This window comes from Vibrio sp. dhg, assembly GCF_003443775.1.
Lineage (GTDB): Bacteria > Pseudomonadota > Gammaproteobacteria > Enterobacterales > Vibrionaceae > Vibrio > Vibrio natriegens.
Window position 1 is genome coordinate 1968481 of sequence record NZ_CP028943.1, and the last position, 23676, is coordinate 1992156.

21 protein-coding genes, 2 tRNA genes and 1 other annotated feature are annotated in these 23676 nt (G+C 45.6%); of the genes, 13 read left to right on the plus strand and 10 right to left on the minus strand.

Features of this window, described 5'->3' with window-relative positions; all coding sequences use genetic code 11:
- Window positions 1–55: 55 nt before the first annotated feature.
- From DBX26_RS09080 to uvrY, 5 genes are all read right to left on the minus strand, one after another.
- A tRNA-Gly gene (locus DBX26_RS09080) sits at window positions 56–131 on the minus strand.
- A 37-nt stretch (window positions 132–168) separates the two neighbouring features.
- Window positions 169–242: transfer RNA gene (locus DBX26_RS09085), tRNA-Cys, on the minus strand.
- 405 nt (window positions 243–647) lie between these two features.
- Window positions 648–1205: a CDP-diacylglycerol--glycerol-3-phosphate 3-phosphatidyltransferase gene (gene pgsA / locus DBX26_RS09090; RefSeq protein ID WP_014232394.1), complete on the minus strand. Its 558-nt coding sequence runs from the start codon at window positions 1203–1205 to the stop codon at window positions 648–650.
- 46 nt (window positions 1206–1251) lie between these two features.
- Window positions 1252–3084 (minus strand): excinuclease ABC subunit UvrC, encoded by a 1833-nt coding sequence (gene uvrC / locus DBX26_RS09095; protein ID WP_014232395.1) that lies wholly within the window; start codon window positions 3082–3084, stop codon window positions 1252–1254.
- A gap of 1 nt (window position 3085) precedes the next feature.
- Window positions 3086–3730, minus strand: coding sequence for a UvrY/SirA/GacA family response regulator transcription factor (gene uvrY / locus DBX26_RS09100; protein WP_014232396.1), 645 nt, complete (start codon window positions 3728–3730; stop codon window positions 3086–3088).
- A 513-nt stretch (window positions 3731–4243) separates the two neighbouring features.
- On the opposite strand from uvrY, the gene DBX26_RS09105 reads away from it, so the two are divergent.
- Window positions 4244–6607 carry a DNA polymerase II gene (locus DBX26_RS09105; protein WP_118118856.1) on the plus strand — a complete coding sequence of 788 codons (2364 nt, stop codon included), beginning with the start codon at window positions 4244–4246 and terminating at the stop codon, window positions 6605–6607.
- 13 nt (window positions 6608–6620) lie between these two features.
- Here the strand turns inward: DBX26_RS09105 and DBX26_RS09110 are convergent, their stop codons facing one another.
- Window positions 6621–7388, minus strand: coding sequence for a nucleotidyltransferase domain-containing protein (locus DBX26_RS09110; RefSeq protein WP_118118858.1), 768 nt, complete (start codon window positions 7386–7388; stop codon window positions 6621–6623).
- A 192-nt stretch (window positions 7389–7580) separates the two neighbouring features.
- Between DBX26_RS09110 and yeiP the strand changes: the two genes are divergently transcribed.
- Both yeiP and DBX26_RS09120 read left to right on the plus strand, forming a co-directional pair.
- Entirely contained in the window at window positions 7581–8147 is a 567-nt protein-coding gene (yeiP, locus tag DBX26_RS09115; protein ID WP_014232399.1) for an elongation factor P-like protein YeiP, read from the plus strand.
- A 2-nt stretch (window positions 8148–8149) separates the two neighbouring features.
- Window positions 8150–8470 (plus strand): HI1450 family dsDNA-mimic protein, encoded by a 321-nt coding sequence (locus DBX26_RS09120; RefSeq protein ID WP_014232400.1) that lies wholly within the window; start codon window positions 8150–8152, stop codon window positions 8468–8470.
- A 148-nt stretch (window positions 8471–8618) separates the two neighbouring features.
- On the opposite strand, the gene rluB is transcribed toward DBX26_RS09120, so the two are convergent.
- Window positions 8619–9557, minus strand: a complete 939-nt coding sequence (gene rluB / locus DBX26_RS09125) for a 23S rRNA pseudouridine(2605) synthase RluB (RefSeq protein WP_014232401.1) — start codon at window positions 9555–9557, stop codon at window positions 8619–8621.
- 342 nt (window positions 9558–9899) lie between these two features.
- On the opposite strand from rluB, the gene DBX26_RS09130 reads away from it, so the two are divergent.
- The gene (locus DBX26_RS09130) at window positions 9900–10556 is read left to right on the plus strand and encodes a calcium-binding protein (RefSeq protein WP_118118860.1); all 657 of its coding nucleotides are present in this window, start codon (window positions 9900–9902) and stop codon (window positions 10554–10556) included.
- Window positions 10557–10643: 87 nt separating this feature from the next.
- On the opposite strand, the gene DBX26_RS09135 is transcribed toward DBX26_RS09130, so the two are convergent.
- Both DBX26_RS09135 and DBX26_RS09140 read right to left on the minus strand, forming a co-directional pair.
- Window positions 10644–11264 carry an L-threonylcarbamoyladenylate synthase gene (locus DBX26_RS09135; RefSeq protein WP_014232403.1) on the minus strand — a complete coding sequence of 207 codons (621 nt, stop codon included), beginning with the start codon at window positions 11262–11264 and terminating at the stop codon, window positions 10644–10646.
- Window positions 11265–11302: 38 nt separating this feature from the next.
- A complete protein-coding gene (locus tag DBX26_RS09140) occupies window positions 11303–12172 on the minus strand; it encodes a PHP domain-containing protein (protein WP_014232404.1) in 870 nt (289 codons plus the stop codon).
- A gap of 96 nt (window positions 12173–12268) precedes the next feature.
- Here DBX26_RS09140 and DBX26_RS09145 point away from each other — a divergent pair, with 96 nt between their 5' ends.
- The 8 genes from DBX26_RS09145 (at window position 12269) to DBX26_RS09180 (ending at window position 20202) form a co-directional block, all read left to right on the plus strand.
- Window positions 12269–12394 carry a Trp operon leader peptide gene (locus DBX26_RS09145; protein WP_118118862.1) on the plus strand — a complete coding sequence of 42 codons (126 nt, stop codon included), beginning with the start codon at window positions 12269–12271 and terminating at the stop codon, window positions 12392–12394.
- Window positions 12341–12444: a sequence feature (Trp leader region), on the plus strand. Its footprint overlaps the gene before it by 54 nt.
- A 125-nt stretch (window positions 12445–12569) precedes the next feature.
- The gene (locus tag DBX26_RS09150) at window positions 12570–14132 is read left to right on the plus strand and encodes an anthranilate synthase component 1 (protein WP_118118864.1); all 1563 of its coding nucleotides are present in this window, start codon (window positions 12570–12572) and stop codon (window positions 14130–14132) included.
- Window positions 14133–14138: 6 nt separating this feature from the next.
- A complete protein-coding gene (locus tag DBX26_RS09155) occupies window positions 14139–14729 on the plus strand; it encodes an aminodeoxychorismate/anthranilate synthase component II (protein WP_014232407.1) in 591 nt (196 codons plus the stop codon).
- Window positions 14730–14748: 19 nt separating this feature from the next.
- Entirely contained in the window at window positions 14749–15747 is a 999-nt protein-coding gene (trpD, locus tag DBX26_RS09160; protein ID WP_020335571.1) for an anthranilate phosphoribosyltransferase, read from the plus strand.
- Between the two features lie 13 nt (window positions 15748–15760).
- Window positions 15761–17200 (plus strand): bifunctional indole-3-glycerol-phosphate synthase TrpC/phosphoribosylanthranilate isomerase TrpF, encoded by a 1440-nt coding sequence (gene trpCF, locus DBX26_RS09165; RefSeq protein WP_162889690.1) that lies wholly within the window; start codon window positions 15761–15763, stop codon window positions 17198–17200.
- A 40-nt stretch (window positions 17201–17240) separates the two neighbouring features.
- Window positions 17241–18431, plus strand: a complete 1191-nt coding sequence (gene trpB, locus DBX26_RS09170) for a tryptophan synthase subunit beta (RefSeq protein WP_020335573.1) — start codon at window positions 17241–17243, stop codon at window positions 18429–18431.
- Window positions 18431–19237: a tryptophan synthase subunit alpha gene (gene trpA, locus DBX26_RS09175; protein ID WP_014232411.1), complete on the plus strand. Its 807-nt coding sequence runs from the start codon at window positions 18431–18433 to the stop codon at window positions 19235–19237. Before trpB ends, trpA begins: the two co-directional genes overlap by 1 nt.
- Window positions 19238–19509: 272 nt before the next feature.
- Window positions 19510–20202, plus strand: a complete 693-nt coding sequence (locus DBX26_RS09180; RefSeq protein ID WP_014232412.1) for a Crp/Fnr family transcriptional regulator — start codon at window positions 19510–19512, stop codon at window positions 20200–20202.
- Between the two features lie 99 nt (window positions 20203–20301).
- Here the strand turns inward: DBX26_RS09180 and DBX26_RS09185 are convergent, their stop codons facing one another.
- A complete protein-coding gene (locus tag DBX26_RS09185; RefSeq protein ID WP_020335574.1) occupies window positions 20302–21843 on the minus strand; it encodes a long-chain fatty acid--CoA ligase in 1542 nt (513 codons plus the stop codon).
- A gap of 542 nt (window positions 21844–22385) precedes the next feature.
- On the opposite strand from DBX26_RS09185, the gene DBX26_RS09190 reads away from it, so the two are divergent.
- A complete protein-coding gene (locus DBX26_RS09190) occupies window positions 22386–23654 on the plus strand; it encodes a dicarboxylate/amino acid:cation symporter (RefSeq protein ID WP_014232414.1) in 1269 nt (422 codons plus the stop codon).
- Window positions 23655–23676: the final 22 nt, after the last annotated feature.

Here is a 23676-nt window from a genome sequence, read left to right on the forward strand (position 1 = left end):
TTACAGAAAAGTAAAACACCATCTGATACCGCTTAACGCCATATCTTTAAATTTTTGGAGCGACACACGAGGTTCGAACTCGTGACCTCAACCTTGGCAAGGTTGCGCTCTACCAACTGAGCTAGTGTCGCATTTATTCTCGAAAGCCATTTGCTCTCAACAGAATAATGGAGGCGCCTCCCGGAGTCGAACCGAGGTCCACGGATTTGCAATCCGCTGCATAGCCACTCTGCCAAGGCGCCTCATTGCAAGAAAAGATAACCTTTTCTAACCACCCTTTTGAGCCTTGCTCTCTTGGGTACGGGATGCATTCTACGGATTCGAGCGATCGAGTCAACACTATTTTTATTTTTTTAAATCGTTTGACTAGAATTTGTGCGAAAGACGGTAGATTGCTTAGTTTTAATACAAAAACTTGCTCAAATACACTTGTTTATCGTGAAACTTTGGCTACTCCCCTACCAGAGATACCAGAGAATCAGCTCACATCAACCGTTCATAATCAGGTTATTCGTTGTATCGGATAAGCAACACTAAGAAAAACAGGATCTAAATCACATTTATTTTTTGTACGCCAATAGCTACTAATTTCTAACGGGCACAAAAAAGCAGGCATTGGGTGCCTGCTTAGTATAAATACTTTTTTATTAATGATGCTTCTCATCGAGCAAATCGTCTTTTGCTGCTGCGAGATATTGGATCATAGACCAATACGTCAGGACGGTAGCGATGTAAAGCGCCGCAAAGCCAACCCAAACCATCCATTCATCATAACGCCAAATCAACACCCACAACGCAAACATCTGTGCGAGAGTTTTAACTTTACCGACCCAAGAAACCGCGACACTGGCACGTTTACCAATTTCAGCCATCCACTCTCGTAGGGCAGAAATGATGATCTCACGAGCAATCATGGTAACAGCGGGAATTGTCACCCATATGGTGTGGTAGTGTTCTGTAATCAAAATCAACGCCGTCGCAACCAGCACTTTATCAGCTACCGGATCGATAAACGCGCCAAAACGAGATGTTTGGCCAAGCTTACGAGCCAACATACCATCTAGCCAATCGGTAAAGCCTGCTACCCAAAACACCATTGCCGAAGCAAAAGGCGCCCATGAATAAGGCAGATAAAAAACAACCACAAAAACTGGAATTAAGAACAGTCTAAGAAGAGACAGAATGTTCGGGATATTCAATCGCATTTTATTATTCTCTTACACATTGCGTGCTAATGTTGCGGGATTTTCCTTATTGTTTCAATGCTTGGAAAATAATTTCTGCTAAAGAGTGACTAATCCCCGGTACTTTGGCGATTTCTTCGACACTTGCACGTTTAAGTTCCTGTAATCCGCCCATGTATTTCAGCAAAGCCTGGCGTCGCTTCGGTCCAACACCTTCAATCCCTTCTAGCGCACTCGTGCGTCGTGTTTTGCCACGTTTAGCCCGATGTCCTGCAATTGCATGATTATGGCTTTCGTCTCGAATATGCTGAATAAGGTGAAGCGCCGGGGCGTCACTTGGCAGATTAAACTCATGGCCATCTACCGTGATTAACGTTTCCAGCCCGGGCTTACGCGTTACCCCTTTCGCAATACCGATTAAAATTGGTCGTTTTGGCCAATCTCCCCAGTGTTGTGAAATGATTTCATGGGCACGGTTTAGCTGACCTTTACCACCATCGATGAAAATGATGTCTGGGATCTTCTCCACATCCAGTTGCTTTGAATATCGGCGATCCAATACCTGCCCCATCGCGGCATAATCATCACCACCAGTAATACCCGTAATGTTGTAACGGCGATATTCTTGTTTAACCGGACCTTCATTGTTGAAAACCACACACGACGCGATTGTGCTCTCTCCCATCGTATGAGAGATATCAAAACATTCCATGCGCGTTATCGACTCCATATCCAGCACTTCACGTAGGGCGTGAAAGCGCTGATTGATGGTCATCTTATGATTAATTTTAGTGGTAATTGCCGTTAGTGCATTGGTATTCGACAGTTTGAGGTAGCGCCCTCTGACACCAGTGGGTGATGTATGAAAGCGAACCTTACGTCCTGCAACTTCGGAGAGTGCTTTTTGAATCGGCTCAATATCCTCTGCCAGCTCCTGATTGAGAATAATCCGGGCGGGAATAGTACGCGCTTCGTTGTGACTCAAATAATACTGAGTTAAGAAGCTATCAAACACTTCTTGCTGACTGGTATTTTGCGGAATTTTAGGGAAGTGACTTCGACTACCCAAAACCTTCCCCTGACGAATCATCAGAATATGGATACACGCAATTCCGCTTTCCTGTGCAAAGCCAAGTACATCCATATCGTCCATACTGTCTTCGGAAACGTACTGTTGTTCCTGAACACGGCGGATTGCCTGAATCTGATCACGAAACTTTGCCGCATCTTCAAAGCGTAGCTGCTGGCTAGCATGCTCCATTTTCTCAATTAGCATCTTAAGTACTTGCTGGTCTTTGCCTTGCAGGAATAGGCGAACAAAACCCACCAGCTCCGCATATTCGTCGTCTGATATGATTGAGCTGACACACGGCCCTGCGCAGCGCCCAATTTGATACATCAGACATGGACGGGTACGGTTTGAATAGACAGTATCTTCGCACTGGCGAACGGGAAATATCTTTTGCAGTAGATGTAACGTTTCGCGCACTGCACCGGAATCCGGATACGGGCCAAAGTACTCGCCTTTGCGCTTTTTAGCACCTCGATGCATCGATAAGCGCGGATGTTTATGCCCGCTGATAAAGATGTAAGGATAGGATTTATCATCACGCAACAGTACATTGTATTTAGGTAAATACTGCTTGATGTAATTGTGTTCAAGGATCAGCGCTTCGGTCTCGGTATGAGTGACCGTAACGTCGATTTTGGCAATATTGCGAACGAGTGCGCGTGTCTTTTCACTGTCGACTTTTTTACGAAAGTAACTCGAAAGGCGCTTTTGGAGGTCTTTGGCTTTTCCGACGTAAATAACAACAGCCTCGGCGTTGTACATTCTGTACACGCCGGGCTGATGAGTTACTGTCTTGAGAAAGGAAGCCGAATCAAAAGGAGGATTCACACTAAAGCGTCTCAGTGTCCAGCATTCCGTGACGAATCGCTAAGTGTGTTAACTCAACGTCGCCATTAATGTCCAATTTGCTAAACAGTCTATAGCGGTAACTGTTAACTGTTTTTGGACTCAAGTTAAGTTGTTCAGAAATATCCGTGACTTTCTGACCCTTGGTAATCATCAACATGATTTGCAATTCACGTTCAGATAAATCTTTAAACGGGTTTTCAGAGGCAGGTGAGAATTGACTCAATGCCATCTGCTGCGCGATCTCTGGAGAGATGTAACGCTGCCCACTATTTACCACACGAATCGCGTTAACCATCTCGTCTGGGCCTGCACCTTTGGTTAAATAACCAGAAGCACCCGCCTGCATTACTTTGGTTGGAAACGGATTTTCTGTATGAACGGTAAGTACGATGATTTTTACATCAGGATTCACGCGAAGAATCTTTTTAGTCGCTTCTAAGCCACCGATTCCTGGCATGTTCATGTCCATTAAAACGACGTCAGCATGATTACTGCGACACCATTTTACTGCCTCTTCACCGCTGTCAGCTTCTCCTGCTACGTTCATTCCACGGACGTCTTCAATAATACGTCGTATCCCTGTGCGAACCAGCTCGTGATCATCTACAAGGAAAACATTTATCAAACTTGTATCTCCACACTTTCTATTGGTTCTGCACCCACATGATGTTCTATGTGGATATCAGTATGACGCCTAATACTAACGTATTTGACGAAAAATTGCTTTCTATGAATATGTGCTCAAACGCAAACTTTAGCAAGAACTTATTCATAAACCACTCTGTTATTTCAGAGCGTACTGCGCAGAACCGAAATATAATTGAAGATAATTAACAACATTAATCGTAATAAATCAAGCAACTAGATTTTATATTGCCCAACGCAACTCAATATCAGGGCCAAATGGTCAATCTATAAACGAGATACCATGCTCTCAGGTCAGAGCTCAAGTGCCATCATACAGGAATGTCATCGTTTGAATTCACCGCTATTCTTAGCAACAGAACATTTTTAGCATACAGGCTCGATGCCTGAACTGATTCGGCGACAAAACCAGCAACGGCCATCACTACGCGTTTCCTTCTTATCTCTTAGTGCTAGAATATCCGGCTTAAATTATCGATAAGGTTTTTCTCACTTGAACATCCAGCAAGGCTTCCTACTCACTCGTCAGGCGCGAGATATCCAAGGTCAGACTCAGATAGAGCTATGGGTATCAACCGAAGCTGGACCAACTCAGTTGCTGATTCATGGCGAAAAGCCAGTGTTCTTTATTGCTCAATCAGACCTAGAGCAAGCCAGAGAGCTCACCCAATCAAACAAAATTCACGTCGAATTTCGTTTGTTAGAGATTAAAACGTTCGAGCTTACCCCTCTTGTGGCTTGTTATACACGACTTACCCGAGACGCCATGTCGTTACAAGGTCACTTTTCACATCACGACATTATCACGTACGAAGGCGACATTCGGCTTGCTGACCGCTATTTGATGGAGCGCTTCATCAGAGGTGGCATCGAATTTACAGGTAACCAGCAAACTTACAACGGATACCAACGCATTCAACATGCAAAATGCCGTTCTGGCGACTATGAGCCGAAGCTGCAAGTTGTCTCTTTAGATATCGAGTGTTCGGAAAAAGGCATTCTCTACTCTATTGGTCTGGACAGTCCAATGGACTCGCGCGTCATTATGATAGGCGATCCTGAACCTGCAGATACCCCAATCGAGTGGGTACAAAACGAGAAAGCCTTACTGGATGCTTTAGTCGCTTGGTTTAAGCAGTTTGACCCTGATGTGGTGGTCGGCTGGAATGTCATTGACTTCGATTTCCGCTTACTACACAAAAGAGCGGAATGGCACAACATGAAGCTCAAGTTAGGCAGAGCGGATCAAGCGAGTTTCTTCCGCAGTTCCTCACAAAGCCAACAGGGGTTCATTTCTATTCCCGGCCGCGTGGTGATGGACGGTATCGACACGCTAAAAACCGCGACATACCACTTTCGCTCCTGGTCTCTGGAATCCGTTTCTCAGGAATTACTCGGTGAAGGCAAAGAGATTCACAACGTGCATGATCGTATGGATGAGATCAATCGCATGTATCGCTCTGATAAGCCTTCGTTAGCAAAGTATAATCTTCAGGATTGTGTTCTGGTAAATAAGATCTTCGATCACACTCACCTGCTCGCTTTCGCGATTGAACGATCACGATTAACAGGCGTAGAGCTGGATCGAGTCGGTGGCTCGGTCGCTGCATTTACTAATCTCTATCTGCCGCAAATTCACCGCGCGGGTTATGTAGCGCCAAATTTACACCCAGAAAACTGGATAGCCAGCCCTGGCGGGTACGTAATGGATTCAATTCCGAACCTTTACGACTCCGTTTTAGTGCTGGATTTTAAAAGCCTGTACCCGTCCATCATTCGTTCCTTCTTGATAGATCCTATGGGGCTTGTTGAAGGGCTACAACTTGAGATCGGCAAACAAGACAATCAAGCGGTACCCGGATTTCGTGGTGGCCAATTCCATCGCACAAAACACTTTTTGCCCGAGATGATTGAAAAGCTCTGGGCAGCACGTGATGTTGCTAAGAAGAACAACGAAAAAGCCTTTTCTCAGGCGATTAAGATCATCATGAACTCGTTTTATGGCGTATTAGGCTCCTCCGGTTGCCGATTTTTTGATACCCGACTGGCATCCAGTATCACCATGCGCGGGCACGAGATCATGAAGCAGACCAAAGTGCTGATTGAAGAACAAGGTTATCAGGTCATTTATGGGGATACGGACTCCACCTTTGTGTCGTTAAACCGCACCTACAGCCAGACAGAGGCTGATAAAGTCGGCAATCAATTAGTCGACCACATTAACAACTGGTGGCAGGATCATCTTCGTTCAGAATACAACCTCACTTCAATGTTAGAAATCGAATACGAGACCCACTATCGTAAATTTTTGATGCCTACCATCCGCGGGGCGGAAACTGGCTCGAAGAAGCGATACGCAGGATTAATTGGTGAAGGTGCAAATGAGCGGATTATTTTCAAAGGACTAGAAAGCGCACGCACAGACTGGACACCGCTGGCGCAAAGATTCCAAAACACACTTTATGGCATGATCTTCCATGGTGAAGATCCAAGTGACTATGTGCGCGAAGTGGTTGAGAAAACCAATAACGGCGAATTCGATGACCAATTGATTTATCAGAAGCGACTGCGCCGTAAACTGCACGAATACCAAAAGAACATTCCGCCCCAAGTGCGTGCCGCTCGAATGGCAGACGAAATCAATGCCAAACTTGGTCGACCATTACAGTACCAAAACCGAGGTCGAATTGAGTATGTGATTACCGTTAATGGGCCAGAGCCACATGAATACCGCAGTAGCTTAATTGACTATCAACACTATATCGATAAGCAGTTGAAGCCCGTCGCTGATGCCATTCTACCTTTTATCGGCACTGATTTTGAGACGCTGTCCGCGCCGCAGATGGGCTTATTTTAACAATCGGCTTTAGCTAACCGATGCGAAACTCTGTTTTTTGATACTGCTTGACCAGCCAGTCTCCAAAACTATCCAAAAGGCCTATCACCGAGCGTTTAGGGATAGCCCGCCCTGCAAGCAATATGCCCAGACGTTCGATCTCCAAGTGCATTTCTGGATGGTAGGTCAAAAATACCTGACCACACTCCACAGGGTCGTCAAACCAGCGTTTATCGCGATACATAATCAGAGAATACGACGCCCGCAACAACTTTTTGGCTATTACCGTTTGAGCTTGAGTTTGCTCTTCGACACTTTTTGCCTGCGCAATTTTCGCACGATACACGGAGAGCCACTCTTCCACATCCATGTTCCAATGTTTAGCAATCTCCCAGCTTGGAACATAATCGCCAAAGCAGTCCGCTAAATCATCACCATAAATACAGACACAGCAATGTTTAAGCATAAAGCCCCAGGTGAAAATACTGTCGAGGTTCACCACATCACTAACCAGTGCGGTTCGGACTGAAACGCCGTTTACTTGCGGGTAGCCTTGCTGTGCACGCCACTTGATCGTGTTCAATAACGTGGCTCGGTTAGACTCAAATGCCGCTTTAGTTACAACCACTAAATCGAGGTTCGACTTACCAGCCACCGCCGTTTTACGCGCAACACTGCCATAGACATACACACTATGTAAGTTTTGCCCTAGCCCACTTTTAAGGCACGTAAGAACTTCTCTGATCAGAGGTTCGAATTCGGTTTGAAAAGGTTGTTTTGAGTCGATAACAGGAAGAGACATTGAAAGTAACGCGATCTAAAGCTTAAGATTCAAGAACATTATGATCTACCAGCACTGAATTTGGATCAAGCTTAATAACGCGTTTATTCATGAGAGATGAAGCCAATTTCAGCGATGAATTTTGATGCCAGCAAGACAACTTAACGCTATAATCATCAAGTTTTGCGTAATAAGTATCAATAGGAAAATACAATGCCAAAGGCAAGTGAAATCAAGAAAGGCTTCGCAATCGAGTCTAATGGTAAAACTCTTCTAGTTAAAGACATCGAAGTGACGACTCCAGGCGGTCGTGGCGGCGCGAAAATCTACAAGATGCGTTGTACAGATCTAACAACAGGTGCACGTGTAGACGAGCGTTACAAGTCTGATGATGTTGTTGAAACGGTAGAAATGAACAAGCGTGCCGTTGTGTACTCATACGCAGATGGCGATGAACACATCTTTATGGATAACGAAGACTACTCACAATACACATTTAAAGAAAGTGACGTAGCTGATGAGATGCTATTCATTAACGAAGACACACAAGGTATTCACGTTATCTTGGTAGACGGTTCAGCGGTTGGCCTTGAACTGCCATCTTCTGTTGAGCTAGTAATTGAAGAAACTGACCCTTCAATCAAAGGTGCGTCAGCTTCTGCACGTACTAAACCTGCCCGCTTTGCCTCTGGCCTTACTGTTCAAGTTCCAGAATACATCGCAACGGGTGACCGAGTAGTGATTAACACTGCAGAACGCAAATACATGAGCCGAGCATAAGCATGTCTGATTTGATTTCTTACGACGACGTTATCGACGCTGCGTACGACATTTTTCTTGAAATGGCTCCAGATAACCTTGAGCCAGCTGATGTCATTCTGTTTACTGCACAGTTTGAAGATCGTGGTGCCGCAGAACTTGTCGAAACCGGTGAAGACTGGGTTGAACATGTAGGCTTCGAGATCGACAAAGAAGTGTATGCAGAAGTGCGTATCGGCCTAGTAAACGAGGAAAATGACGTACTTGATGACGTATTTGCTCGTATGCTAATCAGCCGAGACCCAGACCATAAGTTCTGTCATATGCTTTGGAAGCGCGACTAACGCTTCCCCTATCATGAATAAAAACACCAGCTTTATGCTGGTGTTTTTTTATCTAACTTCTTATCTACCAGAGAAGCTTCCATCTCTCGATGTTCAGATAAGAAAAAGGCTTGCCAATGGGCAAGCCTTTCTGATTTTTTAATAATGCTTAACGGTGTTTGTTACGTACGCCTTGCTCACCCGCACTTTTCTTTGTCTTACGACGAGCAGGATTATTGCTGCGGCCTTTCGGCGTATTTACACGTTCTTCGTGGCGCTTAACTGCACGACGAATTTTTTGGCTACGTGCACGTTCACGCTTACGTGAAGTGTTATCTTTGTTCAGATCAAGCATGGTTTCTTTCTCTGGACGAAGTTCTACTAGCTCACGCAGGTAGTTTACTTCTTTCAGATCCAGTTCCATCCAACCGCCGCGTGGCAGTTTCTTGTCCAGGAAGATATCACCGTAACGAACACGTTTCAGGCGGCTTACCGTACAATCTTGAGATTCCCATAGACGACGGACTTCTCGGTTACGACCTTCGTTGATTACTACATAGAAGGTATGGTTCATGCCTTCACCACCAGCGTAAACAACGTCTTCAAAGCGAGCCATACCATCTTCCAGCTCTACGCCTTTTACTAGATTACGAACTTTTTGTTCAGTTACTTCACCGAACACACGTACTAGATATTCACGCTCAACCTGGCGACTTGGGTGCATTAGGCGGTTTGCCAATTCACCATCCGTAGTGAAAAGCAACAGACCTGATGTGTTCGCGTCCAGACGACCTACCGAAATCCAACGCGAGCCACGAATCTTTGGCAGGCGATCAAAAACAGTACGGCGACCTTCCGGATCATGACGAGTACACAGTTCACCTTCAGGCTTGTAGTACGCTAGTACACGACAGATCACTTCTTCTTGTATCTTCGCAGATACAATGTGACCATCGATACGAACCACGCTGTTCTCATCTTCAAGTCTTTCACCAAGCTTAGCAACATTACCGTTCACGCTTACGCGACCAGATTTAATTAACGATTCAATCTCACGACGAGAACCGTGACCAGCACGTGCTAATACTTTTTGTAACTTTTCGCTCATTTATCTACCTATGTGTCGTCTTCACAGACGTCTAGACCAGGATTGGTCTGTATTATGCAATTACCCATCTTCACGGGATTTTTTCAGTCGGCCATTATACGTAACTTTCTGGTTTAATGTAAGAGAAATCCTCTCTATTCTCCGCCTTCTGCTTGTAACCTGATTGAACTCCGATATACAACTTTTTTCCTACTGGCCATCAATATTCTGGCGAAGAACCGTACTAATTTAGAACTCTCTCGCCCGCTGCGTTCCAACTTCAGCTGATAAAATTATCACGGTTGTTACCACAACAACTTACTGACTTGCCCGCTAAGATAATCAGATAAAAAGGACAATGAAATGTCAAACACAGCGCTTACTCTCAATTGGATATTTGGCACCAGCGACGATGACAATATGACTGGCACCAAAGGCACCGACACAACCGATATATTCTTCGGTTTTGGCGGTAAAGATAATTTCGTCGGATTCGACGGGAACGATTATGTTTTCGGTGGCTGGGGTGAAGACAGCTTGTTCGGCGGGCGGGGAAATGACTCGCTGTATGGCGGATTCGGAGACGACATCATTTTCGATTATTCAGGTAATAATTTCATTAGTGGCGGTTGGGGCAATGACACCATTGTTATCGGTGATGGTGAGTCCGTATTAAGTGGTGGCTTTGGCGCAGATTCATTCGTGTTCACCAACAGAATGGCGATTGGTGTTCCTGATCAACCCGTTTCTTCTAATGACATCGAAGTGAAAGCAGAAGTACTGGATTTCAGTATTTTCTCGGATAAGTTAGTTTTCGATTTTGGACGAGATACCAACGGGGATGGGATTCGCGATACGTTTCTTGACTCAGCAGAAGATCTTGACCTTTCATACAATGAGTGTGGCTGGGCGGTATTCTCCAGTGATGAGTACAATGTTGAAGTGACACTTAATGGCGTCACATCGAGTTACATCGATTATGCGGATCACAAAGGCATCGATCTTTTCGAGTTCGCTTAAAGAATTTACTTCGTTTTCGAATCGATACGTCAGATACAAAAAAGGAGGCATCTCAGCCTCCTTTTTTGTATCAAGCTAACACCACACTTATTCAAATGGCGCAGGGTCACCCGAACCAAGACGAACCACGACAGGGTCACCTTCACTAAAGTCGATAACCGTTGACGGTTGTTCACCCAAATAACCGCCGTTAAGTATTACGTCAACCGCATGTTCTAACTTGTCACGGATATCTTCTGGATCAGATTCAGCTACGTCACTGTTAGGTAAAATCAACGACGTAGACATCAATGGCTCACCCAATGCTTCCAAAAGATCAAGCGCGATTTGGTTATCAGGAACACGGATACCTATAGTTTTACGCTTTGCATTCATTAAACGACGAGGCACTTCTTTTGTACCTTTGAAGATGAATGTGTAAGGCCCCGGTGTATTGTTTTTCAGTAATCGAAATGCGCCGTTGTCTACGCGTGCGTACAGCGAAATCTCGGATAAATCTCTACATAACAACGTGAAGTTGTGCTTATCGTCCAAGCGACGAATTTGACAGATACGTTCTAACGCCTGTTTGTTTTCCAGTTGACAGCCAAGTGCGTAACCCGAATCGGTTGGGTAAACCACGACACCGCCGTTACGAATGATTGCTACTGCTTGATTAATCAAGCGAGCCTGTGGGTTTTCTGGATGAACGTAAAAAAACTGGCTCATTGTAATTCCTCATTATCGAGCCTCTCGGCTCTATATCCTTATGGAGCGTGGACTTCGTTGCGATCCAACGAAGGGTCAATGCCCCAATCTTTCCAAACTGGTTCTACGCCTGACGGCAACCAGAGGTTTCGACCCAACTCCATCCAAGGAGACGGATAGTGAAAGTCGCTACCTTGGGACGCTAATAGTTTGTATTGTATAGCATAATCCGCCAGATTGCGTCTTTCTTGTTGTGCTTGTTGTGGCTGAGCGACTTCCATCGCGTCACCATTTGCTTCCGCGAATGCCGCAAGAAGACGCTTAATCCACTTTGCTGTCAACTGATATCGACCCGGATGGGCTAACACCGCGTGGCCACCAGCAGCGTGAATGGCATCTATCGCATCTTTCATCGAACACCAATTCGGTGGCACATAACCAGGGTTGTTACGCGTAAGGAACTTTTTGAACACCATTTGCATATTTTTAGCGAAGCCATTGTCCACCAACCATTTCGCGAAATGGGCACGTGTAATTGGCGCGTCACCAGCAATCTGCTGTACCTCTTCCAGAACGCCTTCACGAGTTGCTTTTTGCAGACGCGATGCAATCAACTCTGAACGAGTGATTCGATGCTGTTTTTGTTGTTCAATAAGCGTCTTCAACGCTGGATTATCAGGGTCAATATTCAAACCCACGATATGGATATCTTTATTTTGCCAAACGGTTGAGATTTCGATGCCGTTAATAATTTTGATCGGCAACTGATTCTCTTCTACATACTGTTTCGCTGGCACTAAACCGTCAACGGTATCATGGTCTGTAATCGCCAAAACTTCGATATCAAAACTCAGTGCCCTATCCACTAAATCTTTCGGTTCCAGTCGGCCATCAGAGGCTGTGGTATGGCTATGTAAATCAATTCTCATATTTTTTATCGTTTTAATGCTGTTTTGGGGTTGACTTTTTATCTCCGCACTAGTTAACTAGTACACAAATACAGAACACATTATTCAAGGCTCACTATGTTACAAGAATTGAAGCAAAACCAAAAAGCGAAAGTTACACTTTGTCTAAATAAGACAAGCTCGGCAGACGTTGCTTGGTGGCGCACTTGGACAAGTTCTTGGTGGGCAAACGTGTACTTCTAGTTTAGAAATTCAAACGTTAAAAAGCCCGCTGCCAAAGCGGGCTTTTTGTTTTTTCGCCCTTTTTACGTTTAACTGCTTAAACATTGACCGGATCTCGTAAACTCTTAATTGGGCCAACGCCTAGTTTATGCCACTATGTTCGGCAGGAAGATTAAAATAGCTATAAGGAGGTCTTGTGAACAAGGCCATTGAAATCAAGAATCTTGGACAACTGGAAGTGCTAACGGCTTCTGTTCCTTACACTCAAGACCCAACCCGCTTGTTTCACACCCTGTGTGAAAATAAGACGGATAGCTTACTTCTGGAATCTGCGGAAATTGATTCGAAACAGGACCTGAAGTCACTTTTGATCGTTGACTCTGCGGTTCGCATTGTTTGTTTTGACCATACCGTTACCATGCAGGCATTAACGGACAATGGTAAAAACTTGCTTGCTCATATCAATAAGAACGTACGTAGTGACGTCACTTCTCAATTTGATGGTGAGACTCTCACACTTGAATTTTCCCAGCCATGCGACACTCTGGATGAAGACTCTCGCTTACGTGAAGCTTCTTCATTCGATGCACTGCGCTTAGTTCAACACAGTTTTGATCTAGAAGATAAAGATAAGCACGCGATTTTCCTCGGTGGTTTATTCGCTTACGACTTAGTGGCAAGTTTCGAACCTTTGGGTCATGCAGATGCGACCAATCAATGCCCTGATTACGTTTTTTACGTTGCCGAGACACTACTCGTCGTTGACCATCAAACTGAGTCTTGCCATTTGCAAGCAACGCTATTTGTCGATAACTCGCAACAAGCGACTTTAGAAGCTCGCATTGCAGAGATCGGCGAACAGTGTAGCGCGCCTAAGCATCTACCTAGTGCGGCTAAACTTACTGATGTGACAGCTCAACCAAGCATCTCAGATGAAGACTTCTGCCAGATTGTCAGTGATTTAAAAGAGTACGTAGTGAAAGGGGATATTTTCCAGGTTGTTCCTTCACGCCGTTTCACGCTTCCTTGCCCTTCCCCACTAGCGGCATACAAAGAGCTGAAGAAGAGTAACCCGAGCCCATACATGTTCTACATGCAAGATGAGTTATTCACTCTATTTGGCGCTTCGCCAGAAAGTGCTTTGAAGTACGAAACCGACACCAATCAGGTTGAGATATACCCAATCGCAGGCACTCGCCGCCGTGGTAAGCGCCCGAATGGAGAAATCGATTTCGATCTCGACAGCCGTATCGAACTTGAACTGCGTACCGACATGAAAGAAAACGCAGAGCACATGATGCTAGTTGATCTGGCACGTAACGACGTCGCACGTATCTCTGAGGCAGGTACTCGCTATGTAGCTGACTTACTCAAGGTAGACCGTTACAGCCATGTGATGCATTTAGTTTCACGCGTCGTCGGTCAATTACGCGAAGATTTAGACGCCCTGCATGCTTATCAGGCAAGCATGAATATGGGCACACTGACAGGCGCGCCAAAAATTCGTGCTATGCAGTTAATTCGTGACGTGGAAGGTGTTCGTCGCGGAAGCTATGGCGGTGCAGTTGGTTACCTAACCGGAGAAGGCACGCTAGATACTTGTATCGTGATTCGCTCTGCCTATGTTGAAAACGGTATTGCCCAAGTACAAGCAGGCGCAGGGGTAGTTTTCGATTCAGATCCACAAGCGGAAGCGGACGAAACCCGCGGTAAGGCACAAGCCGTTATTTCTGCTATTCAAGCAGCACATGAGGAGTAGCAGAGCATGGCTAACATAGTATTTATCGATAACTTTGACTCTTTTACCTATAACTTGGTTGATCAATTTCGTTCGCTTGGTCATTCCGTCACCATTTACCGTAATAACATTGCTGCCGAGACCATAGAACACGCGGTCAATGAGCTAGAAAACCCAGTTGTTCTGCTCTCTCCAGGTCCGGGCGCTCCTTCTGAAGCGGGCTCAATGCCAGACTTAATTCAACGCATGAAAGGCAAAGTGCCAATGATAGGCATCTGTCTTGGCCATCAGGCCATCGTTGAAGCCTATGGCGGCACGGTTGCGGGCGCAGGTGAGATCATTCACGGCAAAGTGTCGATGATGGAGCATGACAATCACGCCACTTACGCCAATTTGCCATCACCACTGGCCATTGCCCGTTATCACTCATTGGTCGCAACCTCTGTTCCAGAAACGCTGACCATTACCGCTGAAGTGGATGGATTAACCATGTCAGTAGTACACGAGCAAGATAAAGTTTGCGGATTCCAGTTCCACCCGGAATCAATCATGACCACGTATGGAGCAACCCTATTAGCCAATGCTATCGAATGGGCGCTTGAGAAAAACAACGCATAAAGAAATAGGGAGAGGAATTATGGAAGCGATTATCAACAAACTTTATGACCAACAGGCTTTGACTCAAGAAGAAAGTCAGCAACTGTTCGACACCATTATTCGTGGTGAACTCGACCCAATTTTGATGGCATCAGCGCTAACGGCACTCAAGATTAAAGGCGAAACTCCAGACGAGATTTCCGGCGCAGCAAAAGCCCTGCTCGCCAACGCAAAGCCGTTCCCGCGTCCTGAGTATGACTTTGCCGATATTGTCGGTACTGGTGGCGATGGTCACGATACCATCAACATTTCCACCACGGCAGCATTTGTCGCAGCGGCTTGCGGCTTGAAAGTCGCCAAACACGGCAACCGCAGTGTATCCAGTAAGTCTGGCTCTTCTGATCTACTGGACTCTTTTGGCATCAACCTTGCCATGAGCCCAGAAGACACGCGTAAAGCGATGGACGAAATTGGTGTTGCATTTCTGTTTGCCCCCCAATACCACGGTGGCGTACGCCATGCGATGCCAGTGCGCCAAACGATGAAAACACGCACTATCTTCAATATTCTTGGTCCACTGATTAACCCTGCTCACCCTAACATTGAATTAATGGGTGTTTACAGCGAAGAACTAGTTCGTCCTATTGCAGAAACCATGCTACAAATGGGTATGAAGCGCGCCGCAGTCGTGCATGGCAGCGGGCTCGATGAAGTGGCCATTCATGGACCAACCACGGTGGCAGAGATCAAAGACGGTCAAATTGTTGAATACACACTGACTCCGCAAGACTTCGGTTTAGAAACACACCCGCTAGAAGCGATTAAAGGTGGCGCTCCAGAAGAGAATAAAGCAATCATCACCAATATTCTCACAGGAAAAGGAACCGACGCTCAGCTCGGTGCTGTCGCGGCGAACGTTGCATTGCTCATGCGTCTGTTCGGTCACGAAGATTTAAAAGCCAATGCGCAGCAAGCCATTGAGGCAATGAATTCAGGCAAAGCTTATCAGTTAGTTCAGCAACTTGCCGCACACGCTTAAGGAAATAATCAAGATGACGGATTTCAACACTCAAAAAGCTGACAACCTTTCTGAGCACGTGTCAAAAAAAGAAGCGGAAATGGCGGAAGTTCTCGCTAAGATCGTTCGCGACAAATATCAGTGGGTCGCAGAGCGCAAAGCTTCTCAGCATTTGAGTACATTTCAATCCGATTTAGAACTTTCAGATCGTAGCTTCTACGATGCGCTCAGCGGCGATAAGACGGTTTTTATTACTGAGTGTAAAAAAGCGTCTCCGTCTAAAGGGCTCATCAGAGACGACTTCGACCTGGATTACATCGCATCAGTTTACAACAATCATGCAGATGCCATTTCTGTCTTAACCGACGAGAAGTACTTTCAGGGCAACTTCGACTTTATTCCACAAGTCCGCAGTCAGGTCACTCAGCCCGTACTTTGTAAAGATTTCATGGTAGACGCTTACCAAGTTTACCTAGCGCGTCACTACGGGGCTGACGCCATCTTATTGATGCTGTCTGTTCTTAACGATGAAGAATACAAAGCATTAGCTGAAGTCGCACACAGCCTAAATATGGGTATTCTCACAGAAGTCAGCAACGAAGAAGAGCTGCATCGTGCGGTTGATTTGGGTGCGCTTGTTATCGGTATCAACAACCGTAACCTACGCGACTTAAGTACTGACCTTAACCGTACTAAAGAGTTAGCACCGTTGATTCGAAAACTCGCGCCAAAAGCAACCGTGATTTCAGAGTCAGGCATTTACACACACCAACAGGTTCGAGATTTAGCGGCTTACGCAGACGGGTTCCTGATTGGCAGTTCGCTTATGTCCGAAGACAATCTGGAGCTCGCAGTTCGTAAAGTCACATTGGGTGAAAATAAGGTTTGTGGTTTGACCCACCCTGACGATGCAGCAAAAGCTTATAAAGCGGGAGCGGTATTTGGCGGACTGATTTTTGTTGAACAGTCTAAACGAGCGGTGGATTTAGAAACGGCTCGACTCACCATGAGTGGCGCGCCACTTAAATATGTAGGCGTGTTCCAAAATCATGAGATTGATTTTGTAGCCGCAATTGTGACATCGCTTGGTTTAAAAGCGGTTCAGCTGCACGGCGCTGAAGATCAAACCTACGTCAACCAGTTAAAAGCTGAACTTCCTGCTGGCGTTGAAATTTGGAAAGCGTATGGCGTCAAAGAGAGCGCGCCAACTTTGCTTGCGGAAAACGTTGATCGCCATTTATTGGATGCGCAGGTCGGGAATCAATCTGGTGGTACCGGACAAGTTTTCGACTGGTCTCTTATCGGCGACCCAAGTCAAATCATGTTAGCAGGTGGACTGTCGCCTGAGAATGCTCAACAAGCGGCGTCATTAGGTTGCTTGGGATTAGATTTAAACTCTGGCGTAGAAAGCGCGCCAGGTAAAAAAGATGCACAGAAGTTGCAGGCCGCGTTTAACGCAATTCGCAACTACTAAAATTATTCGTAGCAAAAAAATTACGAGAAGGACTATCACGATGGCAAAACTGAATGCCTACTTTGGCGAATATGGCGGTCAGTACGTTCCGCAAATCCTCGTTCCTGCATTGGAGCAACTTGAGCAAGCGTTTATTGACGCACAGGAAGATCCAGAGTTCCGTAGCGAATTTATGACACTTCTTCAGGAATATGCAGGTCGCCCTACGGCGCTAACGCTTACTCGCAACTTAACTAAAGGTACAAAAACCAAATTGTACCTAAAGCGTGAAGACTTACTCCACGGCGGCGCACACAAAACTAACCAGGTGCTAGGTCAGGCTCTACTGGCTAAGCGCATGGGCAAAACAGAAATCATCGCTGAAACTGGTGCGGGTCAACACGGTGTCGCAACAGCACTAGCATGTGCGCTACTTGGTCTGAAATGTCGCGTTTATATGGGTGCTAAAGACGTTGAGCGTCAAAGCCCGAACGTGTTCCGCATGAAACTCATGGGCGCTGAAGTCATTCCGGTACATTCTGGTTCGGCAACACTTAAAGATGCGTGTAATGAAGCACTGCGTGACTGGTCAGCAACGTACGAAGACGCGCACTACTTACTAGGTACGGCAGCGGGCCCTCACCCGTTCCCAACTATCGTTCGCGAGTTCCAGCGTATGATTGGTGAAGAAACCAAGAACCAGATTCTGGCTCGTGAAGGACGTCTTCCAGATGCAGTGATCGCTTGTGTTGGTGGTGGCTCTAACGCCATTGGTATGTTTGCTGATTTCATCGAAGAAGAAAGTGTTCGCCTTATTGGTGTAGAACCTGCAGGTAAAGGTATCGATACCGACCAACACGGTGCGCCGCTGAAACACGGTAAGACAGGCATTTATTTCGGTATGAAAGCGCCAATCATGCAAGATGAAAACGGACAGATCGAAGAGTCCTACTCCGTTTCTGCTGGTCTTGATTTTCCATCTGTCGGGCCTCAGCACGCTTACTTGAATTCCATTGGCCGCGCGGAATACGCCAATGTAACCGATGATGAAGCCTTGGATGCTTTCCAGGAAATTGCGCGTAGTGAAGGTATCATTGCGGCACTCGAATCGTCTCACGCACTTGCACACGCGTTGCGTATGGCTCGCGAAAATCCAGAAAAAGAGCAGCTTTTAGTCGTCAACTTATCCGGTCGTGGTGACAAAGACATCTTCACCGTAAACGCCATCCTAGAAGAAAAAGGAGTGATCTAATGAGTCGTTATGAGAAGATGTTTGCTCGCCTGAATGAAAAGAACCAAGGCGCGTTTGTACCGTTCGTAACGGTAGGTGATCCAAATGCAGAACAATCATACAAAATTATGGAAACCCTTGTTGAATCGGGTGCTGACGCACTTGAGCTGGGCATTCCGTTTTCTGACCCACTAGCAGATGGCCCGACAATTCAGGGAGCAAATAAACGTGCTCTGGAGTCTGGCGCAACACCAAGTATCTGCTTTGAGCAAATCGGCAAGATTCGCGCCCAATACCCAGATCTACCAATCGGGCTATTGATGTATGCGAACTTGGTTTACTCTCGCGGTATTGAAAACTTTTACGAACACTGTGCCAAAGCCGGTATCGACTCTGTTCTGATTGCCGACGTACCAACCAATGAAAGCGCAGAGTTCGTCGCAGCAGCTGAGAAGTTCGGCATTCATCCGATTTTTATTGCGCCACCAACGGCCAGCGATGAAACCCTCGAACAAGTGGCAGAGCTAAGTGGCGGTTATACCTACCTGCTTTCTCGAGCGGGTGTGACAGGGACAGAAACGAAGGCAAATATGCCTGTTGGACAGTTGTTAGAGAGACTGAACCAATTCGATGCTCCTCCAGCGTTACTTGGCTTCGGTATTTCTGAGCCAGAACAAGTGAAACAGGCAATAGAGGCCGGTGCCGCTGGCGCCATCTCTGGTTCAGCCGTGGTTAAAATCATTGAGACGCACGCAGAGCAGCCACAGATTATGCTGGACAAGCTTGGTGAGTTTGTTTCGGCCATGAAGGCCGCTACTCAAAAATAAGCCCTCTTCTTGATGTAAATAAACGCCCGCTAACAACTATAAGTGGGCGTTTTTTGTTTGGCGGATAAACGAATCGATTCTCTATTTAAGCCACTTACTTTTCATATCAACCGTTTCTCAAACCAACCACTTCCTAAACAAATGATGTCCACTCAAATAGAGACCCATCACAAATTCAGATTATTACCCTCTCCCGAGACAAGCGCCCTAAGTGCATCGAATTATAAAATGTTAAAATAGCTCAGTTAACAGTGCTGCATTAAGGTACCGACATGGAAGAGTTAAAAAAGTTGTTGCTTCAATGCCCCGTACTATCTGGATTACCTGAAGAGGGCATCAATGACGCGGTACAAATTGCAAGAACCCGGCATTTCGACGAAAAAGCGCTTATCTGTAACAAAGGAGACAAGCATTCATCTCTGATGGTGATTGCTAAAGGAGCAGTAAGAGTCAACTCGATAAGTACAAAAGGCAAAGAAGTCACGTTAATGATTTTTGATGCGGGCGGCTGGTTCGGAGACAATGTTTTCTCACCCGGTATGCCGCGCATATTCGGAGCTACGGCTCATTCAGACGTGACACTCCTGGAGCTACAAGGGGATAAATTCCGTCAATTGCTGGCTAAGTACCCGCAAAGTTACCCAGTCATTCTGGACCTGATGAGTCGAAGGCTGTGGTCGGCAATATCCGTTATAGAAGACGATGCAATACGAGGCATTGAAGAGCGTATTGGTCGCCGGCTGCTCTTACTCGCGACTTATCAAACCAATCGGGCAATCAGTGCAGAGCCATGTATGGTTCGTGTCACAAGAGAACACATCGCAAATATGATGGGGCTGACAAGACAAAGCGTACACAAAGTCTTAAAAAAAATGGAAAGCGAGGGAATCCTCTCTCTGAGTTACGGTAGCATCACTATTCCCAATCCTCTGGAGATGGAAGAATATCTGAAACAACTTGAATAACACATGCCGCTGCATCATCCCCTGTATCAGAAAATAAAAAAGTATCAGAAAACAAAAAAGCCAGCTAATCATTAGCTGGCTTTGCATTTCATCATTTGTCTAAGCGACTTTAAGTTCAGATTTCAATTCGCGTTTCAAAATCTTACCCGTTGCACTCATCGGAAGCTGGTCTCGAATCTCGACAAAGCGAGGGTATTTAAATGCCGCTAAATGTTCACGTCCCCAAGCCTGAAGATCTGCCGCTTCAATGTCCTGATCAGGCTTAAGAACTACGTAAGCTTTGATTTCCTCTCCGTACTCTTGATGAGGAATACCAATCACCGCGACCATCGCAACAGCAGGGTGCGTCATGAACACTTCTTCAATTTCACGTGGGTAAACGTTAAAGCCACCACGAATAATCAGATCTTTGATTCGATCCACGATGTACAAGTTACCTGCTTCATCAAAACGGCCAACGTCACCCGTGTGGAACCAACCGTTTTTCAGTACTGACTCTGTTACTTCTGGGCGGCCCAAGTAGCCTTTCATCACATTGTGACCGCGTACGATGATTTCACCCTCTTCACCCACAGGGACTTGATTACCCTCTAGGTCAACAAGCTTAACCTCCACACCTTGGATAGGTTGACCAACCGAACCAGGAATTCGCTCTTGATCTAAATGGTTAAAGCAGGCGATAGGACTCGTTTCAGATAAACCGTAGCCTTCCAGAATAGGCACATTGAACTTCTCTTCAAACGCACGGAACACTTCCGTTGGTAACGATGAACCACCACTTGCCGCCACGCGCAGCGACGAAATATCGTAATCAGCATCCGCATGAAGCATACCGATGTACATTGTTGGTACACCCGCAAAAATGGTCACTTTATGTTTTTCGATCAATTCAAGAACATGAGAAGGTTCAAATCGAGGAACAAGAACCAAAGTTGCACCACTCAAGACACTGGCGTTCAAGTGCACGGTTTGGCCAAATGTGTGGAATAGAGGCAAGGTCACTAAGTGTACATCATCACCTTGAGCAGCCATGATGTTCTGCCCAACAATCGCGTTCATCACGATGTTTTGTTGCGTTAGTTCCGCACCTTTCGGCATTCCCGTCGTACCTGAGGTATACAATACAACACAAGTGTCATCCGCATTACGAGGCACGTAATCAGCCAGCGGTTCAACATCACGAATGAAAGCGTTAAGAGTTGGTACACCACCCCACTCTAAATCAGCCTGCGACTGGGTCATGACAATCATGTTTTCGCAGGTTTCAACTTCCTTGAAGGCTTTCACACCTTCTCTGGCCATTGGTAACTCTGGTGTACCTTCAAAACAGAAGAAAAACTTAGCGTTTGAGTCTTCCAGGTGATATTTGATTTCTCTCGCTTTCAACAACACGTTGAGTGGTACGGCAACGGCGCCCGCTTTCTGAACAGCGAAATAAATAAACGCAAAGAAAGGCAGATTAGGACACGACAACGCGACTCGGTCACCCGGTTTGACACCACTATTGATCAAAGACGTCGCAATTTTGCCCGCGATCGCATCAAATTGAGAATAAGAAATTTCCAAGTCACCGCATATCAACGCTGTCTTATCAGGCTTACTGGCAGCATTTCGCTGCAGCGCAGCAGCAAGATTCATCATAATGACTCCACCTCTAGATTATTGGCATTCACGTTGTTCTTAAGGATTCAACAACAAAAAGTTAACGATAGAGTGGCTTTTTACGGTTATTGCATCTTCAACCCACCACTTGTTAACATTATATTTACAAGACTTAACATCCCAAGAATGTAAAATATTTAACATTTATAACCGTGAAATCACTAAAGTGTGAGCTTGCGTCCTAATTATTGTCATAAATATCAGGCAATAAATACGCCCTCCCTCAACCCAAAAACAGCAAACAAGTTGTTAACAAATATTTCATCCTCAATCGCTAACCTCATTAACCAAATTAATGTAACAACCAGCAATGCATTTGATAAACAAATAGCAAACGTTTGCTTTTGAGCAAAAAGTTAGCATTCGTCAATGAAATATCGATTTTTTCATCAATAACCCTGTTTAGCATATTGCCAATTGTGAATGATAAGTGTAAAAAGCGAGGGCGAAATTATTCTCCGTTTATTTATATGTGAACAGTGTGTAATTTTAGGATTTTACATTTTATTAGCACAGAGGTTATGGAAGTGTTAAAAGAAAAGAGTTTGCTAAACAACATTGGCGTGCAAGTCGTCATTGCAATGATCGTGGGTACAGCCGCTGGTGCTCTAATGGGTCACGACGCTACGGTCTTCGCGCCACTTGGTGCTATCTTTATCAACCTAATCAAAATGCTAGTAATCCCATTGGTTGCTGTCGCTTTGATTTCTGGTGCTGCTGGTCTTGGTAATAGCCAGTCTGCAGGTAAAGTTGGCTTAGTAACACTAGGTTACTTTGGTCTAACATCTGCTCTTGCAGTAGCACTTGCTCTATTTATGGGTGAAGTATTCCAACCGGGCATCGGCATCGACGTTTCTGGCGTTGAAGGCATGTTCTCAGCTGAATACGCTTCTAAAGGTGAGCTGCCAACTTTCTGGGCTACCATCACTGGTATGATCCCAACCAACGTTTTCCAGTCCCTGAATGATGCGAACATCCTACAGATCCTAGTTTTCTGTATGTTCTTTGGTATTGCGATTTCTCAACAAACTAAAGAACGCCGTGATCCTATCATCAACGGTGTTAACTGCATTGTTGACGCGATGGTTTGGATGATCAACAAGGTGATGATCATTGCTCCTATCGGTGTATTCGGCCTGATGGCTGAAGCTGTGGGTACGTTTGGTTTCGGCGCACTGATGGTTGTATTCAAACTGTTCGTTGTGTACACGGCCGCTATCCTAATTTTTGGCTTCGTAGTCTACCCTGCAATGGTTCATATCTTCACTAAGACCTCTGCGAAGAAATTCATCTCTTCAATGAAGAAACCACAAGCAGTTGCACTATCAACAGCATCTTCAATGGCGACACTGCCAGTAACGATGGATACTTGTGAAAAAGACCTAGGCGTTAGAAACTCTACCGCTTCGTTCGTTCTGCCTCTTGGCGCAACGATCAACATGTCTGGTAACGCGATTTACTACGGCTTGGTAGCAATCTTCTTTGCTCAGCTATTTAACATCGACCTAGGCATGGGCGCTTACATCGCGATCATCGTAACGTCTACTCTTGGTGCAGTTGGTCAGGCTGGTGTACCGGGTCCATCATTCTTGGTTGTTGCGGTTCTACTAGCGGCTGGTATTCCAATTGAAGGTCTGCCACTACTATTCGCTCTTGACCGTATCTTCGATATGATTCGTACTGCTCTGAACATCACGGGCGATGCAGCATGTGCTGTTATTGTTGATGCACTTGTAGAAGAAGAAGTACAAGCAAATAAAGAAGTTGAGCTGAGTAAGCAAGAAGCTTAATTTTCCGTAATTCAACTTTTAA

Bases quoted from the DNA above. Each gene is read 5' to 3' on its own strand.
- DBX26_RS09185 (WP_020335574.1), bottom strand. From the start codon at position 21,843: ATGATGAATCTTGCTGCTGCGCTGCAGCGAAATGCTGCCAGTAAGCCT.
- trpA (WP_014232411.1), top strand. From the start codon at position 18,431: ATGAGTCGTTATGAGAAGATGTTTGCTCGCCTGAATGAAAAGAACCAA.
- DBX26_RS09120 (WP_014232400.1), top strand. From the start codon at position 8,150: ATGTCTGATTTGATTTCTTACGACGACGTTATCGACGCTGCGTACGAC.
- pgsA (WP_014232394.1), bottom strand. From the start codon at position 1,205: ATGCGATTGAATATCCCGAACATTCTGTCTCTTCTTAGACTGTTCTTA.
- DBX26_RS09155 (WP_014232407.1), top strand. From the start codon at position 14,139: ATGGCTAACATAGTATTTATCGATAACTTTGACTCTTTTACCTATAAC.
- DBX26_RS09130 (WP_118118860.1), top strand. From the start codon at position 9,900: ATGTCAAACACAGCGCTTACTCTCAATTGGATATTTGGCACCAGCGAC.
- trpCF (WP_162889690.1), top strand. From the start codon at position 15,761: ATGACGGATTTCAACACTCAAAAAGCTGACAACCTTTCTGAGCACGTG.
- trpB (WP_020335573.1), top strand. From the start codon at position 17,241: ATGGCAAAACTGAATGCCTACTTTGGCGAATATGGCGGTCAGTACGTT.
- yeiP (WP_014232399.1), top strand. From the start codon at position 7,581: ATGCCAAAGGCAAGTGAAATCAAGAAAGGCTTCGCAATCGAGTCTAAT.
- DBX26_RS09135 (WP_014232403.1), bottom strand. From the start codon at position 11,264: ATGAGCCAGTTTTTTTACGTTCATCCAGAAAACCCACAGGCTCGCTTG.
- DBX26_RS09190 (WP_014232414.1), top strand. From the start codon at position 22,386: ATGGAAGTGTTAAAAGAAAAGAGTTTGCTAAACAACATTGGCGTGCAA.
- DBX26_RS09140 (WP_014232404.1), bottom strand. From the start codon at position 12,172: ATGAGAATTGATTTACATAGCCATACCACAGCCTCTGATGGCCGACTG.
- DBX26_RS09110 (WP_118118858.1), bottom strand. From the start codon at position 7,388: ATGTCTCTTCCTGTTATCGACTCAAAACAACCTTTTCAAACCGAATTC.
- rluB (WP_014232401.1), bottom strand. From the start codon at position 9,557: ATGAGCGAAAAGTTACAAAAAGTATTAGCACGTGCTGGTCACGGTTCT.
- DBX26_RS09145 (WP_118118862.1), top strand. From the start codon at position 12,269: ATGTTACAAGAATTGAAGCAAAACCAAAAAGCGAAAGTTACACTTTGT.
- DBX26_RS09180 (WP_014232412.1), top strand. From the start codon at position 19,510: ATGGAAGAGTTAAAAAAGTTGTTGCTTCAATGCCCCGTACTATCTGGA.
- trpD (WP_020335571.1), top strand. From the start codon at position 14,749: ATGGAAGCGATTATCAACAAACTTTATGACCAACAGGCTTTGACTCAA.